This is a genomic window from Streptomyces sp. NPDC033180 (genome assembly GCF_055577645.1).
The window spans coordinates 283,222-301,313 of record NZ_JBVIPU010000008.1; the positions used below are offsets into that span (position 1 = coordinate 283,222).

An 18,092-nucleotide genomic window follows, 5' to 3' on the forward strand; every position below is an offset into this window, starting at 1 on the left:
GCGCGCAGTTCCCCGCGCCCCTGACGGGCGCTCCCTGTCGTGTTTTGTCTGCACGTGTGTGGGGGTTGGGCGCGCAGTTCCTCGCGCCCCTGTCGGGTGCTTCCCGTCGTGTTTCGTCTTCGCGTGTGTGGGGGTTGGCCGCGCAGTTCCTCGCGCCCCTGTCGGGTGCTCCCCGTCGTGTTTCGTCTTCGCGTGCGTGCCCGGCGGTGGTGGGGTGCCCCTTTAGGGGCGCGGGGAACTGCGCGACGTTCAGCAAGGCGGGGGGTGCGGGTCGAAGGCCCGGGGTGGCGGAGCCGCAGGGTCAACTCCCGCCGGGCCCCGCCAAGGTGAGCGGCCGGGGTCGCCACCCCCCACAGGAGAGACCCCGGCCGTCACGCGGACGGACCGCACGCGGCCCGTACTCCCTTCAGCGCCGTGGGTGCGTTTTCTGTCACACCGCGTACTGTCACGCGCTAGTTGCACGTTGTACCAAACATGGACGTGAGCCCACTTCAGCCCGTAGCGTGCTGCTTCGCGCCAGGCTGCGGGGGCAGGACCGCAACCGGTGTAGGCGCATAGGGAGAAGTTGTGCTGGGGGACGACGCGGAACTGACCGCCGCGGTGCTTGCGGCGCAGGACGGGGACGAGACCGCGTTCCGGACTGTGTACCGCGCTGTGCACCCGCGGCTGCTCGGCTACGTACGGACACTGGTCGCGGACCCGGACGCCGAGGATGTCGCGTCCGAGGCCTGGCTGCAGATAGCCCGCGACCTCGACCGGTTCAGCGGCGACGCGGACCGGTTCCGCGGCTGGGCCGCGCGCATAGCGCGCAACCGCGCCCTCGACCACATACGCATGCGGGGCCGCCGCCCGGCGATAGGCGGCGACGAGACCGAGCTCACCGGAAAGCCGGGCGACGCGGACACCGCGGACGAGGCGATGGAGTCCCTGGCCACCGGCGACGCCCTCGCCCTGATAGCCCAGCTCCCGCAGGACCAGGCCGAAGCGGTCGTGCTCCGGGTGGTCGTCGGCCTCGACGCCAAGAGCGCTGCTCAGACCCTCGGCAAGCGCCCCGGCGCGGTCCGCACCGCCGCACATCGCGGCCTCAAGCGACTCGCGGAACTCCTCGGCGCGGACGGCCCGCCGAGCGAGGGCGCGCTGGACGCCGTACCGCCCCAGAGAGAGCGGCGCGGGCACGCGGTGACGTCCGCCGGTGTGACGCATTCTCGTTCGCGGGCGCAGAAGGACATGTGATGGCCGACGAGGATTACAGGTGGCTGGACCGCGACGCGGCGGAGCGTTTGCTGAGCGGTGAGTCCATCGACGGCGTCGACCACCAAGCGCGGGAACAGGCCGCGCAGTTGGCCAAGGCCCTGGCCGCGCTGGCGGCGGACGACCGCGCAGGATCCGTCGTACCCGCCGACATCTCCTCCGAACTCCCTGGTGAGGCCGCCGCCCTCGCGGCGTTCCGGGAGGCCCGTGGCACTGAGGCCCGGACAGCTTCTACGCGCGTGGGAGCGGGCGAAACCGTACGTCTCGGGCGCTCTGTCGAGCCTTCGCGCCCCGCGCGCTGGGCCCGCCCCCTGCGCTACGGACTCGCCGCCGTGCTCGCCGGCTGCATGGTCGGCGGGGTGGCCGTCGCGGCCGGTACGGGCGTGCTGCCCTCGCCCTTCGGTGACCGGGACCAGCCGGGCCCCGCGGCCTCCGCGTCGTCCGTCGCGTCGCCCGAGCCGCTCGCGTCCCCGTCGGAGGATGCGAGCGCCACCCCGGACGTGCAGCCCGACGACGTGACCACGACCCCGGAAGACCCCTCGCGCGGGCCCGGCAGCAGCGCGCCGCCCCAGCAGTCCGAAACCCCCGACGGCGCCTCCCAGGACACCGCGGGCACCACGCAGCCCGGCTCCGGCGACCCGCAGCGCGATGACGAGGCGGGGGGCTGGTACCGCAAGGTGGTCTCCGCCTGCCGCGACTACCGCAGCGGAGACCTCCAGGGCGAGAAGAGGCGCCGCCTGGAGGAGGCCGCGAAGGGATCCCGGCGGGTGACCGAGTTCTGCGGCCGTGTCCTGGACGGATCGGGCAGCGACCGAGAGCACAACGGCGGCGGCAACAGCGGCAACAGCGGCAACGACGGCGGCAGTGACGAGGACGGCGACGGCGACAAGGGCGACGGACCGTCCGGCAGTGGCAGCGGCAACGACCACTGGGGCAACGGCGGCATCCGTCCCGTTCCGCCCGTCGTGGCACCCGCGCCCCCGCGCCCGCTGCCCACCCCCGCCGTCTCCGCCTCGTACAGCGCGCAGCCTGTACTGCCCGGCTCCTGACCTGCTCGCAAACCCCTCTCGGCGAGGGTGTGACGTTTTTTGAAGCAGTGACGCAGTAAGAAGTGAGCCGACTGGTCATCGGCCCGCGCACGAGCCAGGGGTTCCCCCCGTACCTTTGGCTCAGTGCCACCAGCGTGGGCGGGAGACGTTCCCCCGATCCCGCCCACGCTGATTAATCCCACGCCCGTCCCGCGGCCTCACTTGTAGACGACGACCTTGTCGCCGTTCTTGACCTGCGCGAACAGGTTCGCGATCTTCTTCTCGTCCCGTACGTTCACGCACCCGTGCGAAGCGCCGTCGTAGCCGGTCGCCGCGAAGTCCGACGAGAAGTGCACGGCCTGGCCGCCGCTGAAGAACATCGCGTACGGCATGGCGGTGTCGTAGAGCGTCGAGACGTGGTGCCGGGACTTCCAGTAGACGGTGAACGCGCCGTCGCGGGTGGGCGTGTACTGCGAGCCGAAGCGCACGTCCATCGTCGAGACGACCCTGCCGTCGATCATCCATGTCAGCGTGCGGCTGGCCTTGCTGATGCACAGGACGCGCCCGGTCAGGCAGCGCTTGTCGGGCTTCGACGCCGGGATGCCGCCCCCGGAGTAGAGCTCGTACTTCGTGGGCTCGCGGGTCATGCCGATCAGCTTCTGCCAGGTGACCGTGTCCGTCGTGCCCGTGCGGGGCAGCCCGCGCTTGCCCTGGAATCCCTTGATCGCGGTCGTGGTGGACGAGCCGTACGTGCCCGAGGGGTTGTCGAAGAACCAGGCGATCTGCCGGAGTCGGGCCTGCAGCTCACGCACCTGGTCGCCGCGCTGCCCCGGGGCGAGCAGGGTCTTCGGGGCGGGCTTCGGCGTCGGCTTCGCGGGCGAGGCCCGGCCGGGGGCGGTGGACGGTGTGTCCGAGCCGTCCGATGGCGTCTTCGTGGGGGAGATCCGGACCGGTTGCGCCTTCCCGTCCGAGTCGACGGCCTGCGCCTTGCATCCGCCCACCAGGGCGACCGTGACCACGGCCCCCACGGCTATCGCACCTCTGCGCACAATGACCCCCGTCATCGCTCGACCGCTCGACAGACTCGCCGAGAGTGTTCCCCGCGAGTGACCACCCCTGAACGTTGCCGCATGCTGGAGGCGGACCGCTATACCGGAGAAGTAACGGAGAAGGATCTCCAGGATCTCTGGCAGGAGGCACAGAGCGATGGCGCGTGAGTCGGAGTCCGGACTGCCGTTCGAGCCCGTATACGGACCTGAGGCCCTCGAAGGGTGGGATCCGGAGACGAAGCTGGGCGTGCCGGGTGCCTATCCCTTCACGCGCGGCGTGTATCCCTCCATGTACACAGGGCGCCCCTGGACGATGCGCCAGTACGCGGGCTTCGGGACGGCCGTCGAGTCCAACGCCCGCTACAAGCAGCTGATCACCAACGGCACCGCGGGCCTTTCGGTCGCCTTCGACCTGCCCACACAGATGGGCCACGACTCGGACGCCCCGATCGCGTCCGGCGAGGTCGGCAAGGTGGGTGTCGCGATCGACTCGATCGACGACATGCGGATCCTGTTCGGCGGCATCCCGCTGGACAAGGTGTCGACATCGATGACGATCAACGCCCCGGCCGCCCTGCTGCTCCTGATGTACCAACTGGTCGGCGAGGAACAGGGAGTCGACGCGGGCGAGCTGACGGGCACGATCCAGAACGACGTCCTGAAGGAGTACATCGCGCGCGGCACGTACATCTTCCCGCCCAAGCCGTCGCTGCGCCTGATCGCGGACATCTTCAAGTACTGCCGGGCCGAGATCCCGAGGTGGAACACCATCTCCATCTCCGGCTATCACATGGCCGAGGCGGGCGCGACGCCCGCGCAGGAGATCGCCTTCACCCTGGCCGACGGCATCGAGTACGTCCGCACGGCGGTCGCCGCGGGCATGGGCGTGGACGACTTCGCGCCCCGCCTCTCCTTCTTCTTCGTGGCGCGTACGACGCTTCTGGAGGAGGTCGCCAAGTTCCGTGCCGCACGCCGCATCTGGGCCCGCGTGATGCGGGAGGAGTTCGGCGCGAAGAACCCCAAGTCGCTGATGCTGCGCTTCCACACGCAGACGGCCGGCGTCCAGCTCACCGCACAGCAGCCCGAGGTGAACCTCGTCCGCGTCGCGGTCCAGGGCCTCGGCGCGGTGCTCGGCGGCACCCAGTCCCTGCACACGAACTCCTTCGACGAGGCGATCGCGCTGCCGACCGACAAGAGCGCGCGCCTGGCCCTGCGCACGCAGCAGGTCCTGGCGTACGAGACGGACGTGACGGCCACGGTCGACCCGTTCGCCGGGTCCTATGTCGTGGAGAAGATGACCGACGACATCGAGGCCGCGACCCTCGGACTCATGGAGCGTGTCGAGGACATGGGCGGCGCGGTCGCCGCCATCGAGAACGGCTTCCAGAAGAACGAGATCGAGCGCAGTGCCTATCGCATCGCCCAGGAGACCGATTCCGGCGAGCGGGTCGTGGTCGGCGTCAACCGCTACCAGCTCGACGCCGAGGAGCCCTACGAACCCCTCCGCGTCGACCCCGCGATCGAGGCCCAGCAGGCGGCCCGCCTCGCGAAGCTGCGGGCGGAGCGGGACGGGGCGGCGGTGGACGCGGCGCTCTCCTCGCTCCAGGAGGCGGCGAAGGGCGAGGCCAACGTCCTCTATCCGATGAAGGACGCGCTGCGGGCAAGGGCGACGGTGGGCGAGGTGTGCGACGCGCTGCGGGAGGTGTGGGGGGCGTACGAGCCCTCGGACGTCTTCTGACGGGGCCCGATGCGGCCGGGTGTCCGATGTACGGACACCGTGCCCCTCGTGTCGTACGCACGTGCGACACTCCGCCTCATGCTGGGTGTCACCGATCTTCCGACCTATCTCGCGGGCCTCGCCCTGATCATTCTGCTGCCGGGGCCGAACTCGCTGTACGTGCTCTCCGTCGCCGCGCGCCGCGGCGTACGCACCGGCTATACCGCCGCCGCGGGCGTCTGGTGCGGAGACGCCGTCCTGATGACGCTGTCGGCGGCCGGCGTGGCCTCCCTGCTGCAGGCCAACGCCCTGCTGTTCGGGATCGTGAAGTACGCCGGTGCGGGATATCTGACGTGGCTGGCGATCGGGATGCTGCGGGCCGCGTGGGGGATGTGGCGTACGCGGCGCGAGCAGGCCGCGGAGCAGGGTGCGAGCGGAGCGGAGGAAGCGGGGGAGCGGCCGTTCCGCAGGGCCCTGGTGATCAGCCTGCTCAACCCGAAGGCCATTCTCTTCTTCATCGCCTTCTTCGTGCAGTTCGTCGATCCGGGGTACGCCTACCCCGCGCTCTCCTTCCTCGTGCTCGGGCTCCTGGCTCAGCTGGCGAGCGTCCTCTACCTCACCGCCCTGATATTCAGCGGCACGAAGCTGTCGGCCGCCTTCCGCCGCCGCAAGCGGCTCTCGGCGGGAGCCACTTCGGCGGCGGGCGCGCTGTTCCTCGGGTTCGCGGCGAAGCTCTCGCTCGCCAGTGGCTGAGTGACGGCCAAGGGACTCAGTGGTGCCAGGCCGTGCCGCCCACGTTGTGGATCATGCGCTGGAGCACCTTGAGGGTGCGGACGTACTCCTCCTCCGGGATGCCCTCGTGGATCTGCGCCCGCGTCTTGTGCTGGCGCGCGGCGGCGTCGTCCCGCAGCCTGCGCCCCTCGTCGGTGAGGCGGAGGCGGCCTCCGGCGTCCTCGGTGAGCAGGGCCCGGTCGTGCAGAGCTTCGATGTCGTGGTGCAGCGAGCCGTCACCCACGTTGAGGTAGCCCCGCAACGTGGCCACCACGGCGGCCTTGTCGCGGCCGTCATCGGCGATGATCTGGTTCAGGATCCACCACTCGGGCTGGGTGAGTCCGAACTCGGCGAGCATGGTGCGGATGTGGTGTACGACGACCTCGCCCGCCGTCGATGCCCAGTAGCCGATGGGCTGGTCGATGAGGTCCTCGTCGCTGTGGGAGTACGTGAAAGTGTCCATGCGCAGAACATAGAACCTCAAGTTTGATTGAGGTCAACTGCCCTGGTGGACCAGCCTGAAGTAGTCCGTCAGGCCCGTCGCGTCCTCGCCCGCCCAGCCGACGTAACCATCGGGGCGCACCAGGAACAGGCCCTTGCCGTAGGGAGCGTAGGCGTCCATGCGGTGGGAGTGCGTCAACTCCTCGTTCAGTACGGGCAGTTCGGCATCCGTGCCGACCGCGAGCAGCGTGAGGTGCGGGCCCCTGAACACGTCGAACAGCCTCCCCTCGGCGTACGGCCCGTCCGGTGCGCGATCGCCCGCCCGCAACGCCTCGTCCGCGAGACCCGTACGGGTCTCCACCGCCAGGGAGCTGCCCCGGTAGCCGAGGCTCAGCTGGCGGGTGGCCTCCCCGCGCCGCTCCTCCCCCCGGTGGATGCGGGTGGAGAGGCCCAGCATCTGTGCGGCGACCGGCAGGCGCTCGGCCTCGTAGGTGTCGAGGAGGGCCGCGAGTGCGCCGCCCCGCAGGACCGCGCCCAGCTTCCAGCCCAGGTTGTAGGCGTCCTGCACGCTGGTGTTCAGGCCCTGCCCGCCCGCCGGTGAGTGCACGTGCGCCGCGTCCCCGGCCAGGAAGACGCGGCCCTCGCGAAACCGGTCCGCCATCGCCGCGCGCGGCCGGAAGTCGGAGGCCCAGCGCACCTCGGTCACCTCGTCGGCGGTCAGATGCGTACGGGCGGCGACGATCTTGCGTACCCCGTCGGGCGAGGTGTCGGGGTGGGTCCCGTCCGTGAACTGGGCCGTCAGCTGGAAGTCCGGCGTGCCCGGCAGTGGGCAGATCGCCAGGAAGCCCGCGCCGTCGGCGGCGGGCGGGAACATGTGCCAGTTGTCGCGGTCCAGGGTGGGGATACGGACGTCGGCCACCAGGATCGGGTTCGGGTCGACGCTCTCGCCGGTCATGCCGATGCCCAGCGCCGCGCGCACCGTCGAGCGGCCCCCGTCGGCCGCCACGGCGTACGCGGCGCGGACGGTCCGGCCGTCCGACAGCCGGGCGGTGACGCCCTCGGCGTCCTGTGTGAGGCCGGTCAGCGCGGCGCCGAACGCGATCTCGTCGCCGCCGAGTTCGCGCAGGCGGGCGTACAGGATTTCCTGGGTGCGCCACTGGGGGAGCATCAGCGGCCGGTCGTACGGGGCGTCCTGTGTCGGCTCCCTCTCGTCGAACATCCGGTGCTCGCCCTGTCGCTCGCCGCCTTGCCAGACCATGCCGACCGGGTAGGTGCCGCCCGCCGCCTCGGCCGCCTCGATGATCCCGAGGTCGTCGAAGACCTCCTGCGTACGGGGCTGGATGCCCTTGCCGCGCGAGCCGGGGAAGAGGGTCTCTGCCCGCTCGACGACCTGGGCGCGCACGCCGCGCCGCGCGAGGTCGCAGGCGAGGGTCAGGCCGGTGGGGCCGGCGCCCACGATGAGTACGTCCGTCACGACAGCCGTCACGACTGTCTCCTTAACGCTGTTAAGTGCCATGTTCCAGAGCCTGCGCTTAACGGTGTTAAATTGTCAAGGTGGCTACGACCCCCCTGGACCGCACCCGCGTCGCGTGCACCGCCCTGAAGCTCCTGAACGAGACGGGCCTCGACGGACTCTCCCTGCGTGCCATCGCCAAGGAGCTGGACGTCAAGGCGCCCGCTCTGTACTGGCATTTCAAGGACAAGCAGGCGCTGCTCGACGAGATGGCGACCGAGATGCTGCGCCGCATGAACGAGGATCTTCTGGCGGGCGCGGAGCCGGACGCCGACTGGCGGGCCGCCCTCGCGGCCGCCATGCGGGGCCTGCGCCGCCACCTGCTGATGTACCGCGACGGCGCGAAGGTCTACAGCGGCACGCACTTCACCGACATGTCCTACGCCGCCCCCATGGAGGCCCACCTGGGCACGCTCACCGGCGGCGGCTTCACACCGGGCGGCGCGGCCCGCGCCTGGCTCACGGCGTACAGCTACACGATCGGTTACGTCATCGAGGAGCAGTCCATGGGGCCGGACCCCGCGAAGGCGGAGGGCGGCTACGACCTGGCGGCGCGCGCCGAGCGCCTGGCCGCGTACCCGCTCGCTTCGGCCGCGGGCAACGAGATGTTCCGCGATTACGACGCGGGGTTCGAGAAGGGCCTTGCCGCGGTGGTCGCCGGGATCGGGGCGACGATGCTGGAAACGTAGTCTGGGCCCATGAACGAGGACCCGGAAGACACCTTGGGCCGACTGGTCCAGGAGCTGGCGGACGCGATAGGCGAGGCCCAGGACGTCATGGGCGAGGCGATGGACGTCGCCCGCGTGGTGGCGGACGACGCCGAGACCGAAACCGGCGGCGCTACTTCCGCGTCATGAGCCCGCGGCGGATCAGCGGCGTCAGCCGCTCCTCCACGAAACGGTTCAGCAGCCACGCGAGCAGCAGCATCGCGGCGATCGTCAGGCCGAAGGTCGCGTACGAGGGAAGCCCGAGGCCCCGGTGCAGCGCGCCCACCGTCACCCAGCCCAGGTGCTCGTGCACCAGGTAGAACGGGTACGTCAGGGCACCCGCCACCGTCAGCCACTTCCAGTCGACCCGGTGCAGCGCGCCGAGCGCGATCAGGAGCACCGCCGCGAAGCCCGCCGTCACGACGGCGATGATGCCGAAGGACGAGCGGTAGGAGAAGAAGTCCGGGTTCGGTGCGTGCCAGAGCCGGTCGACCGCGTAGTGCTGGCCGATCAGCCAGCTGACCCCCACGATGCCCCAGGCCGTCAGGTCCCTGCGGTCGCGGTGGACGAGGTAGATGCCGATGCCGCCGATGAAGAACGGGGCGTACTCGGGCATGAGGACGAGGTCGAGCAGCGGCTCGTTCGCACCCTCCGCGATGACCGCGGCGAGGGTCCAGACCGCGCAGAACAGGATCACGCGGGCCCGGTTCGCGCCGGGCATGACGACGCAGAGCGCGAACAGCGCGTAGAAGCGCAGCTCGGCCCAGAGCGTCCAGCAGACCCCCAACACCCGGTCCACGCCGAGCGGTTGCTGCAGCATGGTCAGATTCACCAGGGCGTCGCTGGGCGAGACCGCCTTGTACGCCACGACGGGCAGCGCGAAGACCGCCGTCACCAGGATGATCGCCGCCCAGTAGGAGGGCAGCAGCCGGGACGCGCGCGAGGCGAAGAACCCGCGCAGCGGACGGCCCCAGCCGCTCATGCAGATCACGAAGCCACTGATCACGAAGAAGATCTGCACGCCGAGACAGCCGTACGCGAACCAGCTGTGCGCCGTGGGGAACTGGAGCTGCGGAGAGCTGCCCCAGGCCTCGCTGATCTCGCCGTCACGTCCGCCGTAGTGATAAGCGGCGACCATCAGGGCCGCGATGAGCCGCAGCCCGTCCAGGGCTCTGAGGCGGGGGCGCGCACGCCGGACGGTGGGGGCGGGGATCGTGAGCGCGAAAGTGTCCGCCCCTGAGGTTTCCTTCGGGAGCGTGGTTGCGGGAGAGGTCATCCGAGTGCGGTCCGCTTGATGGAGCGCTGGACCGAACGGGCGCGGCGCGCGACCCGGCGTACGGCCGCGTTGCGCGGGATGAACGAGAGCTGCGGGGGCAGCGCTCCGGGCAGGGCGAGGGCCGTGAGGCGACGGCGCTTGAAGTAGCGCCAGGTGTGCGGAGTCAGGTGCGTCGAGAGGTAGCTCTCGGCCGCCTCGCGCCGGCGCGGACAGATCTGCGGCTGCATGGCGAAGCCGACGGCGACCAGCAGCTCGCCGAGATCGGCGACCGGCATGCCCGGCTGCCGCCCGGTGACCGCGCCCTTGTCGGCGAGGTCGGGGATCAGTGCGTCCACGATGGTGACCGGGACGCGGTTGCTGTTCTGGTAGGGCGCGAGCCGCTCCAGAAGCGTCTCGGTGCCGGTGCGGGCGACCGGCAGGCCGTAGAGCGCGGAGGCGGTGAGCAGCGCGGTCGAGAAGCAGCCGATGACGAGCGAGGGCCGCATCCGCTGGTACAGGACCTCGGCGAGGACCGGCGAGTCGAGGACGGTCAGCTCCACACCGATCGCCTCCGCCTCCTTCTCCAGCATGCGTGACCAGCGGGCCGGAGCCGTCGGATGCGGCTTGAACACCACGCGCGTGTGGCCGAGTTCGGCTGCGCCGCGCACCATGCGCACATGCAGCTCCTCCTCTTCCTCGGCGGTCAGGATGCCGAGGGCGGAGAGGTACTGGCCGAGGAGCAGCGCCGGCTCGGCGATGTCGGGGGTGTCCGCGGCGTCGGCCTCGGAGGCGGCCAGGCGGTCGAGCACCTTCACGAACGCCTCGGTCGGCACGATCTCCGGCCGCACACCGAACTCGGTCAGGAGCAGCGGGGTCAGGCCGGGCACCAGGTCCAGGTGAAGGAGGCGGCGCACCCGCGTGCCGATCAGTGGGTCGATCTTGTTGCGGGTGGGGCCATAACTCATCAGTCCGTCGGCGTAGACGTCCACGGGGGCGCCCGTGAAGATCTGCGCGAGGGCCAGGGCCGGGTTGACCTGGATCGACTCGACGGCCAGCTCGATGTCGTCGTCACCGAGATCCCACAGGAGCCGGATGTAGCGCTCCCACATCGGGATGTCGTCCGCCCGGGGCGCCCAGCCGCCCGGATGAAAAGGGGAGATGGCCTCGTTCCAGGAACGTACGTCGTCGAACCGGTCCCGCAGCTGCGTGAAACCCGGCATCTCGTCCACGGCGACCGTCGTCTCCGGCGTCGCCGCGTTGTTGCTGACGAGCAGCAGCCGCCGGTCGGCGGGACCGAAGCGGTCGGCGTCGATCGCGGCGGCCAGCGTCGCGGTGCCGTACAGCGTGGACGCGAGGAAGATCTGCGTCGTCGCCATTACGCGGCCACCTCCGCCGACACCGGACGCCGGCGAAGCCGGCGAAGGCGGGTCGCCCGCTGTATGTCCATGGAGTCGAGGGCGTCGTCGAGAACGCCCTGCGGCATCCGCTTCAGGGCGGCCGCACTCAGTGACTTCAATTTCCGCGCCACTTGTGGCTCGAACCTTTCGATGGATCCCAGATGGTGGGAAATGATCGCGCAGTAAGTACGCACTGCCTTCGGCAGCAGTTCGTCCGCGTCCCGGTCCTCGGCTGTTTCGCGGATCACCTGGTCGAATGCCCGGATGAAATCGAGCTGTCGTACGTCGCCGATCTGTGTCAGTGACGAGGCGACCCCGCGCCGGTAGAACACACCGAGCAGACCCACCGCGGCGAAGGAATCCGCCTCGCGGTGCAGGCGCCAGATCCAGGGCCGGTCCTCCGCGGTGCGCAGGCCGTCCGTGAAGTGCAGCAGGCCCCGGTCGGCCAGGCGCCGGTGGTAGATGCCCGCCCAGGCGTAGGCGTAGTCGACCGACGTCGACCGGTCGGCGGGCAGGATGACGTCCCGCGGCGGCATGACGACACCGCGCCTGCCGTGCGGGACACGGTGGATGCTGCGGGCCCGAGCGGTGCACTGCACATGGTCGGTACGCACGAAGTCGCAGCCCAACTCCTCGATGGCCGAGACGAGTTGCGCGTAATAGCCGGGAGCGAGCCAGTCGTCACCGTCCAGGAAGGTGAGGTACTCGCCGCGCGCCGCGTCAAGGCCCGTGTTGCGGGCGGTCGCCAGACCGCCGTTCGTCTCATGTCTGAGATGGACGGCGCCGGGCAGTTCGCGCGCGGCACGCTCCAGAATCTCTGGAGTCTCATCCTTCGAACAGTCGTCGACGAGAATGAATTCGAAGTCTTCGCGTGCGTTCGCTCGCAGACTCCTCAAGGTGTCGGGCGCGTATTGCTGCACGTTGTAGAACGGCACGATGACGGAGAGCTTAACCACGTGGGTGACGTTAGGTGTCGGCCCGGCATTCGTCTTGGCCGAAGGTGAGATCTCAGGTGAACGAAGTATGGCGGAATGGTTAACCCGCCTGCTTGACCACGGATTCCCGGGCTGATTCGCCATTCGTCGGCGTTCTGTTAACCGTTTGTTGCACCTGAGTTGGGCCGCCAATCTCAATGCCTTCCTAGCGTCCTTCCTGTGCCAGTAAGCAACAGCGGGACGACACGGATCACCGTGCTCGCCGACTCCGACACCCGATGGAAATGGGGTGCGCTCACCGCGAGCCGCCTCGCGGGTGGCCTCGTAGGTGACCTCACGGGTGACCTCACGGGTGACCTCGCGGGTGAGGGAGCGGACGCGCGCCTCGACGGACGCCTTCTCCGCGGTCGGGCCACGCCCACCGTCCGGCAGCTCGAAGAGGTCGGGGTGCGCGCGGACACGCTCCGCGAGGTCACCGCCGTCGAGTTTCTGCGCGAGGTGGAGCGCGAAGCGCCCGACGTGATCGTGCTCGCCCTGGTGGGCGGCGCGGTCCAGGCGGTCCTTCACGGGCTCGCCCGCATGGCGGTGTCGGCGGTTTCCGGGAAGCGGCGCCCCGTGATCGTCACCGGCTATGTCGGCGTCGTCTACGAGAAGCTCGCCGACGGACTGCTCCTTCGCCACGGCGCGGACGTCGTCCTCGCCAACTCCCGGCAGGACGCGGAGCGTTTCCGCGCCGTGTACGAGGGGGTGGGCGCCGACGCGTCGGGCGTCGTGGAGAGCGCGCTGCCGTTCCTCGGCGGCGCCGCCTACCTCGAAGAGGACCAGAAGCACGACCCGTACACGGTCGTCTTCGCCGCGCAGCCCTCCGTGCCCGACAGCCGCGCGCACCGCACGTACCTGCTGCGCCGCATGGTCGAGCACGCACGGCTCCACCCGGACCGCGAGGTCCTGATCAAGCTGCGCAGCAAGCCCGGCGAACACACCACGCACATCGAGGAACTGCCCTACCAGAAGCTCGCCAAGGGCGAGGACCTGCCGCCCAACTGCCGCCTCGTGTACGGGAACATGGGCGAGGTCCTGGACCGCACCGACCTGCTCGTCACGGTCAGCTCCACCGCCGCGCTCGAATCCCTGCACCGCCGCATCCCCACCGCGGTCCTCACCGACCTCGGGGTGCGCGAGGCGCTCGGCAACCACCACTTCATCGGCTCCGGATGCCTCGCGTCCTGGGACGAGATCGACGCCGGGCACAGCCCCGAGGCCGCTCCGGAGTGGGTCGCACGGCAGGGCGTCGCGCCCGATGGGACGTACGCGACGGCCTTCGACGCGGCACGTGAGCGCGTCGCGAGCCTCCTCGCGCAGGACCAACTGCCGCCCATCACCCCGTACTACAGCCTCATCACCGCCCCCGGATACCTCCCCGGCATCCTGGCCCGCCACCACCTCGGCCCGGACGGCGCCCCGCTGCCGGGCGCCCCCGCCGCGGACCGCGAGCCCGGCCCCGTGCGCCAGGCCGTCCGCAGCGCGGCACGCGGCGCCTACCGGCACGGGGTGCAGCGCGTGGCCCCCGTCATCCGGCGGATGGGCGAGCTGTGAACCGCGGGCGTGACGTGAACCGCGGGCGAGCCGTGAACCGCGGGCGAGCCGTGATCCCCCACCCCTCTCAAGGAGCCCCCATGTCCCACCCCGCCCCAGGGAGCGCGCCAACCCGCCGTGTCCTCGCCGTCATCCCGGCCCGCGGCGGCTCCAAGGGCGTGCCCGCCAAGAACCTCGCCCCGGTCGGCGGCGTGCCCCTGGTGGCGCGCGCCATCCGCGAGTGCCTGGCCGCGCGGCTCGTCACGGATGTCGTGGTCTCCACGGACGACCACGTGATCGCCGAGGCCGCGCGCTCGGCCGGCGCGGAGGTGGTCCTGCGGCCCGCGGCGATCGCGGGGGACACCGCAACCAGTGAGGCGGCGGTCCTGCACGCGATGGACGCGCACGAGACGCTGCACGGCACCACGGTGGACGTCGTCCTGCTCGTGCAGTGCACCAGCCCCTTCATCGTCCGCGAGGACGTCGACGGCGTGGTCGGCTCGATCATCGACGGCGGCGCGGACACCGCGCTGACCGTCGCGCCCTTCCACGGCTTCGTGTGGCGGGACGCCGACGACGAGCCCAAGGCCATGGACGCGCGCCGCACCGGCGAGGTGGGCGGCACCACGAAGGTCGCCAACTCCACCGCCACCGACGGCGGTTACGGCGTCAACCACGACAAGTCCTTCCGGCCGCGCCGCCAGGACCGCCCCCAGGACCTCCTGGAGACCGGCGCGGTCTACGCGATGGACGTGACCGGCTTCCGCCAGCACAAGCACCGCTTCTTCGGCCGCACGGAGCTGGTCCGCACGGACCCCGCGCGCGTCCTGGAGATCGACGACCCGCACGACCTCGCCCGCGCCAGGGCGCTCGCGCCGCTCTTCGACTCCGGCCGGGCGGACGCCCTTCCGACCCGCGACGACATCGACGCGGTCGTACTCGACTTCGACGGCACCCAGACGGACGACAGGGTGCTGATCGACTCCGAAGGACGGGAGTTCGTCTCCGTGCACCGCGGGGACGGCCTCGGCATCGCGGCCCTGCGTGACGCGGGGATTCCGCTGCTGATCCTGTCCACGGAACAGAACCCGGTCGTCGCCGCGCGGGCCAGGAAGCTGAAGCTTCCCGTCCTGCACGGCATCGACCGCAAGGACCTCGCACTCAAGCAGTGGTGCGAGGAGCAGGGCATCGCTCCCGAGCGCGTGCTCTACGTCGGAAACGACGTCAACGACCTCCCGTGCTTCGGCCTCGTCGGCTGGCCCGTGGCGGTCGCGAGCGCCCACGACGTCGTACGCGGCGCCGCACGTGCGGTCACCGCTCTCCCCGGTGGTGACGGCGCGATCCGAGAGATCGCCGCATGGATCCTCGGCCCCTCCCTCAACAAGTAAGGAAAGTTCCTGCCATGAGCTCTACGATCTCCAACTCCCGTCTGCGCACCTTCGGTTCGAAGACGGCCGGACCCGGTCAGCCCGTCTACATCACCGGCGAGATCGGCATCAACCACAACGGCGAGCTGGACAACGCCCTCGCCCTGATCGACGTGGCCGCCGACGCCGGCTGCGACGCGGTCAAGTTCCAGAAGCGCACCCCCGAGATCTGCACCCCGCGCGACCAGTGGGACATCGAGCGCGACACCCCCTGGGGCCGGATGACGTACATCGACTACCGCCACCGCGTGGAGTTCGGCGAGTCCGAGTACCAGGCCATCGGCGAGCACTGCAAGAAGCGCGGCATCGACTGGTTCGCTTCCCCGTGGGACACCGAGGCCGTCACCTTCCTTGAGAAGTTCGACGTCCCCGCCCACAAGGTCGCATCGGCCTCCCTCACGGACGACGAGCTGCTCCGCGCCCTGCGCGCCACGGGCCGCACGGTCATCCTCTCGACCGGCATGTCGACCCCGAAGCAGATCCGCCACGCGGTCGAGGTGCTCGGCTCCGACAACATCCTGATGTGCCACGCCACCTCGACGTACCCGGCGCAGGCCGAGGAGCTCAACCTCCGCGTCATCAACACCCTCCAGGCCGAGTACCCGAACGTCCCGATCGGCTACTCCGGCCACGAGACGGGCCTGCAGACCACCCTCGCGGCGGTCGCCCTCGGCGCCACGTTCGTCGAGCGCCACATCACCCTCGACCGCGCCATGTGGGGCTCGGACCAGGCCGCGTCGGTGGAGCCCCAGGGCCTCACGCGCCTCGTCCGCGACATCCGCACCATCGAGGCCTCCCTCGGTGACGGCGTCAAGAAGGTCTACGAGTCGGAGCTCGGCCCGATGAAGAAGCTGCGCCGCGTCGCGGGCGTCGTCGCCGAGGCCGAGTCGGCCGAGGGCGCCGACCGTGAGCCGGTCGCGGTCTGAGCGCCCTCGCGGTCTGAGCGCCGTCGCGGTCTGAGCGCCGAACTGACGCTCTTAACGGGTCCTTTCACCGAGGCCCCTTTCAACAAGGACAGGACACGGTCATACGACGATGAGCCCCCGAACCGGGCCCACGGCCCCCACTGCTGCGGCGCTGACCACCATGGCGTTCGTAGAGAGCCCTGTGCAGCTCCTCAACGTCCTTGAGTGGGCGCATTCGGCAGGGGCGACCGGCGCGGCCGGGGGTCTCACCGTCGTCGTCCTCTCCCCGAACGACCCCATGACCCGTGGCCAGTTGCGCCGCATGGCACAACTGGCCCGTGACGAGGGCCTGAACGTCCGCTGGGAGGAGGCGCGCGGCGGCCCGGCTGCTCCCTTCCAGACGATCGGCGGCCTGACGGGCGCGTTGCGTGCGGCGGACCGGATCGTGATCGGCGACCCGTTCTCGCGCTACGTCCAGCTGTTGTTGACCATCACCAGGGTCCGCTCGCTGGTGGTCGTGGACGACGGCACGGCCACGATGGAGTTCGTGGCGCAGCTGGCGGCGGGCGAGCGCCTGGTGCGCTGGCACCGGCGCGGGGGCCGTCCCGGTATGCGGGACCTGGCCTTCGCCCCGGTCTCGGCCTCCGCCCGCCGCCGCCTGACGCCGGGCGGCAAGCGAACGGTGGAGGTCTTCTCGTCCATGCCGATCGAGACGGCCCCGGAGGGTGTCGTCGTGACGGCCAACACCTTCGCCTGGACGCGGGAACGATTCGGTCCGCCGCGCGTCTCCAAGGGCGCGGACCTGGTGGGCACGTCGCTGGTGGAGACGGGAGTGGTGGACCTGGACCGCTACGTGGAAGCGGTCCGCTCGCTCTCCCGAGCACACGGCGCGACGCGCTATTTCGCACACCGCCGCGAGAGCTCAGAGAAACTCCACCGCCTGGCGGTGGAGACGGGCTTGCAGGTGGTACGCCCCGACCTCCCCTTGGAACTGATCGCCCGCCGGGGCCCGATCGGCCGCACGATCCTGAGCTTCCCGTCAACGGTGGTACACACCCTGCCCCTGGCCCTGGCGGGCACGGAGGTCCGGGTGGCGGTCTGCGACATCGACCCGGCGTGGCTGACGGAGAACGCCTCACCGAGGGCGCAGGGCTTCTTGTCGGGCGTGACGGGGACGGCACGGGATGTGCACCGGCTGGCTTCGGTGGCTTCGTCTGCTCCCCCGACGCGGGGGGTCGTGGCTACGGCGTGATGTCGGGGGTGGGTGCGGGTCTCGTCAAGCGGCTACCGGCCGGTTCTTCTGGGGCGGGCGTCAGGGGAGGGCGGGGACTGCCCGGCCGGGCGGCTCGACTCCGGGGATGGGCGCGGGCTTTAGCGCCGGGTGCGGATTGGTTCTTCTGGTGTGAGCGCATGGCGGTGAGGCGCGGCCGGGGTGGCGGGGGTGCTCCGGTGCGGTGTGGGGTGGCATGCCGTCTGCGGACTGGTGCTTCCGGGGCGGACGCCAGGGGGAGGGGCGAAGGGGGGGCGGCGCTTGGGGGATGAGTCGGTCGCGTCATGCGGCTGCCGGCCGGCTCTGCTGGAAGGGGCTGGCATGGCATGACCCTCACGGGCAGGTGACACGCATGGTTCGGCGGTGGGTCCGGCTTTCGTCAGGCGGCTGCTGATCGGCTCCGATGCCACGGGGGCAGCGCGCGGCCGATCGGTGTCGCGGGAGGAGAGGCGGGCCGGTCGGCCCATGAGGGGGCGGATCCCACGTGCGCCGTGAAGCTCGGGCGGCGGTGCGCAGCCCTCAGGCCGGGGCAGCCCGAGCGTCAGGCAGACGGTGAGGGGCGAAGCGCGCGGCGGGCAGTCGCATGCCGGACGGCGGCGATGGAAGAGAGGCGGCAGGGGCACGTGTGACTGGCGTGGCCTCCCTCCCTCTCCCCAGACTCACCAAATCGGTCATCTCGGGCTCCGGAAGGGGTGATTCGACGCGGTTTGCAGAGAAATCCCACGGACCGACGCCTGGCAGCGGTGCGTCGTGGGAATTTCCTGCATTCCCGCGCCCCAATGACCCGCGATGCGCGATGCCTCCATACCCCACCCCACCACGGCCGGCATCGACCACTCCCCATCCCCGCC

16 protein-coding genes are annotated in these 18,092 nt (G+C 70.7%); 10 read left to right on the top strand and 6 right to left on the bottom strand.

All coding sequences use genetic code 11. The features are described from left to right. Positions 1 to 567 precede the first annotated feature (567 nt). Both ACZ5WE_RS23135 and ACZ5WE_RS23140 read left to right on the top strand, forming a co-directional pair. Positions 568 to 1,233 carry an RNA polymerase sigma factor gene (locus ACZ5WE_RS23135; protein WP_467691759.1) on the top strand — a complete coding sequence of 222 codons (666 nt, stop codon included), beginning with the start codon at positions 568 to 570 and terminating at the stop codon, positions 1,231 to 1,233. Next, positions 1,233 to 2,300 carry a hypothetical protein gene (locus ACZ5WE_RS23140; protein ID WP_467691761.1) on the top strand — a complete coding sequence of 356 codons (1,068 nt, stop codon included), beginning with the start codon at positions 1,233 to 1,235 and terminating at the stop codon, positions 2,298 to 2,300. Before ACZ5WE_RS23135 ends, ACZ5WE_RS23140 begins: the two co-directional genes overlap by 1 nt. A gap of 197 nt (positions 2,301 to 2,497) precedes the next feature. On the opposite strand, the gene ACZ5WE_RS23145 is transcribed toward ACZ5WE_RS23140, so the two are convergent. Beyond that, positions 2,498 to 3,343, bottom strand: coding sequence for a L,D-transpeptidase family protein (locus ACZ5WE_RS23145; RefSeq protein ID WP_467691762.1), 846 nt, complete (start codon positions 3,341 to 3,343; stop codon positions 2,498 to 2,500). A 142-nt stretch (positions 3,344 to 3,485) separates the two neighbouring features. On the opposite strand from ACZ5WE_RS23145, the gene ACZ5WE_RS23150 reads away from it, so the two are divergent. Together ACZ5WE_RS23150 and leuE are read left to right on the top strand one after the other, a co-directional pair. Further along, a complete protein-coding gene (locus ACZ5WE_RS23150) occupies positions 3,486 to 5,066 on the top strand; it encodes an acyl-CoA mutase large subunit family protein (protein WP_467691764.1) in 1,581 nt (526 codons plus the stop codon). 78 nt (positions 5,067 to 5,144) lie between these two features. Next, positions 5,145 to 5,798: a leucine efflux protein LeuE gene (leuE, locus tag ACZ5WE_RS23155; protein WP_467691847.1), complete on the top strand. Its 654-nt coding sequence runs from the start codon at positions 5,145 to 5,147 to the stop codon at positions 5,796 to 5,798. A 16-nt stretch (positions 5,799 to 5,814) separates the two neighbouring features. Here leuE and ACZ5WE_RS23160 read toward each other — a convergent pair whose 3' ends face one another. Beyond that, positions 5,815 to 6,279, bottom strand: a complete 465-nt coding sequence (locus ACZ5WE_RS23160) for a MarR family winged helix-turn-helix transcriptional regulator (protein ID WP_467691765.1) — start codon at positions 6,277 to 6,279, stop codon at positions 5,815 to 5,817. 33 nt (positions 6,280 to 6,312) lie between these two features. After that, entirely contained in the window at positions 6,313 to 7,773 is a 1,461-nt protein-coding gene (locus ACZ5WE_RS23165; protein WP_467691767.1) for an FAD-dependent oxidoreductase, read from the bottom strand. A 29-nt stretch (positions 7,774 to 7,802) separates the two neighbouring features. Between ACZ5WE_RS23165 and ACZ5WE_RS23170 the strand changes: the two genes are divergently transcribed. Both ACZ5WE_RS23170 and ACZ5WE_RS23175 read left to right on the top strand, forming a co-directional pair. After that, entirely contained in the window at positions 7,803 to 8,459 is a 657-nt protein-coding gene (locus tag ACZ5WE_RS23170; RefSeq protein WP_467691848.1) for a TetR/AcrR family transcriptional regulator C-terminal domain-containing protein, read from the top strand. A gap of 9 nt (positions 8,460 to 8,468) precedes the next feature. After that, positions 8,469 to 8,627 carry a hypothetical protein gene (locus ACZ5WE_RS23175; protein WP_467691769.1) on the top strand — a complete coding sequence of 53 codons (159 nt, stop codon included), beginning with the start codon at positions 8,469 to 8,471 and terminating at the stop codon, positions 8,625 to 8,627. On the opposite strand, the gene ACZ5WE_RS23180 is transcribed toward ACZ5WE_RS23175, so the two are convergent. From ACZ5WE_RS23180 to ACZ5WE_RS23190, 3 genes are read right to left on the bottom strand one after another with little or no spacing between them, the layout of a single operon-like run. Beyond that, the gene (locus ACZ5WE_RS23180) at positions 8,611 to 9,753 is read right to left on the bottom strand and encodes an acyltransferase family protein (RefSeq protein WP_467691771.1); all 1,143 of its coding nucleotides are present in this window, start codon (positions 9,751 to 9,753) and stop codon (positions 8,611 to 8,613) included. The genes ACZ5WE_RS23175 and ACZ5WE_RS23180 overlap by 17 nt on opposite strands. Continuing rightward, a complete protein-coding gene (locus ACZ5WE_RS23185) occupies positions 9,750 to 11,108 on the bottom strand; it encodes an alpha-2,8-polysialyltransferase family protein (RefSeq protein ID WP_467691773.1) in 1,359 nt (452 codons plus the stop codon). Before ACZ5WE_RS23185 ends, ACZ5WE_RS23180 begins: the two co-directional genes overlap by 4 nt. Then, positions 11,108 to 12,085, bottom strand: coding sequence for a glycosyltransferase family 2 protein (locus ACZ5WE_RS23190; RefSeq protein ID WP_467691775.1), 978 nt, complete (start codon positions 12,083 to 12,085; stop codon positions 11,108 to 11,110). Before ACZ5WE_RS23190 ends, ACZ5WE_RS23185 begins: the two co-directional genes overlap by 1 nt. A 198-nt stretch (positions 12,086 to 12,283) precedes the next feature. On the opposite strand from ACZ5WE_RS23190, the gene ACZ5WE_RS23195 reads away from it, so the two are divergent. From ACZ5WE_RS23195 to ACZ5WE_RS23210, 4 genes are all read left to right on the top strand, one after another. Next, positions 12,284 to 13,660, top strand: a complete 1,377-nt coding sequence (locus ACZ5WE_RS23195; RefSeq protein WP_467691777.1) for a DUF6716 putative glycosyltransferase — start codon at positions 12,284 to 12,286, stop codon at positions 13,658 to 13,660. Positions 13,661 to 13,740: 80 nt separating this feature from the next. Next, the gene (locus ACZ5WE_RS23200; protein WP_467691778.1) at positions 13,741 to 15,027 is read left to right on the top strand and encodes a cytidylyltransferase domain-containing protein; all 1,287 of its coding nucleotides are present in this window, start codon (positions 13,741 to 13,743) and stop codon (positions 15,025 to 15,027) included. 26 nt (positions 15,028 to 15,053) lie between these two features. Continuing rightward, positions 15,054 to 15,992, top strand: a complete 939-nt coding sequence (locus ACZ5WE_RS23205) for an N-acetylneuraminate synthase family protein (RefSeq protein ID WP_467691849.1) — start codon at positions 15,054 to 15,056, stop codon at positions 15,990 to 15,992. A 109-nt stretch (positions 15,993 to 16,101) separates the two neighbouring features. After that, a complete protein-coding gene (locus ACZ5WE_RS23210) occupies positions 16,102 to 17,223 on the top strand; it encodes a hypothetical protein (RefSeq protein WP_467691779.1) in 1,122 nt (373 codons plus the stop codon). Positions 17,224 to 18,092: the final 869 nt, after the last annotated feature.

Coding starts and splice junctions, on each gene's coding strand:
- ACZ5WE_RS23140 (WP_467691761.1), top strand. CDS start 1,233: ATGGCCGACGAGGATTACAGGTGGCTGGACCGCGACGCGGCGGAGCGT.
- ACZ5WE_RS23145 (WP_467691762.1), bottom strand. CDS start 3,343: ATGACGGGGGTCATTGTGCGCAGAGGTGCGATAGCCGTGGGGGCCGTG.
- ACZ5WE_RS23150 (WP_467691764.1), top strand. CDS start 3,486: ATGGCGCGTGAGTCGGAGTCCGGACTGCCGTTCGAGCCCGTATACGGA.
- leuE (WP_467691847.1), top strand. CDS start 5,145: ATGCTGGGTGTCACCGATCTTCCGACCTATCTCGCGGGCCTCGCCCTG.
- ACZ5WE_RS23160 (WP_467691765.1), bottom strand. CDS start 6,279: ATGGACACTTTCACGTACTCCCACAGCGACGAGGACCTCATCGACCAG.
- ACZ5WE_RS23165 (WP_467691767.1), bottom strand. CDS start 7,773: ATGGCACTTAACAGCGTTAAGGAGACAGTCGTGACGGCTGTCGTGACG.
- ACZ5WE_RS23175 (WP_467691769.1), top strand. CDS start 8,469: ATGAACGAGGACCCGGAAGACACCTTGGGCCGACTGGTCCAGGAGCTG.
- ACZ5WE_RS23180 (WP_467691771.1), bottom strand. CDS start 9,753: ATGACCTCTCCCGCAACCACGCTCCCGAAGGAAACCTCAGGGGCGGAC.
- ACZ5WE_RS23185 (WP_467691773.1), bottom strand. CDS start 11,108: ATGGCGACGACGCAGATCTTCCTCGCGTCCACGCTGTACGGCACCGCG.
- ACZ5WE_RS23200 (WP_467691778.1), top strand. CDS start 13,741: ATGTCCCACCCCGCCCCAGGGAGCGCGCCAACCCGCCGTGTCCTCGCC.
- ACZ5WE_RS23210 (WP_467691779.1), top strand. CDS start 16,102: ATGAGCCCCCGAACCGGGCCCACGGCCCCCACTGCTGCGGCGCTGACC.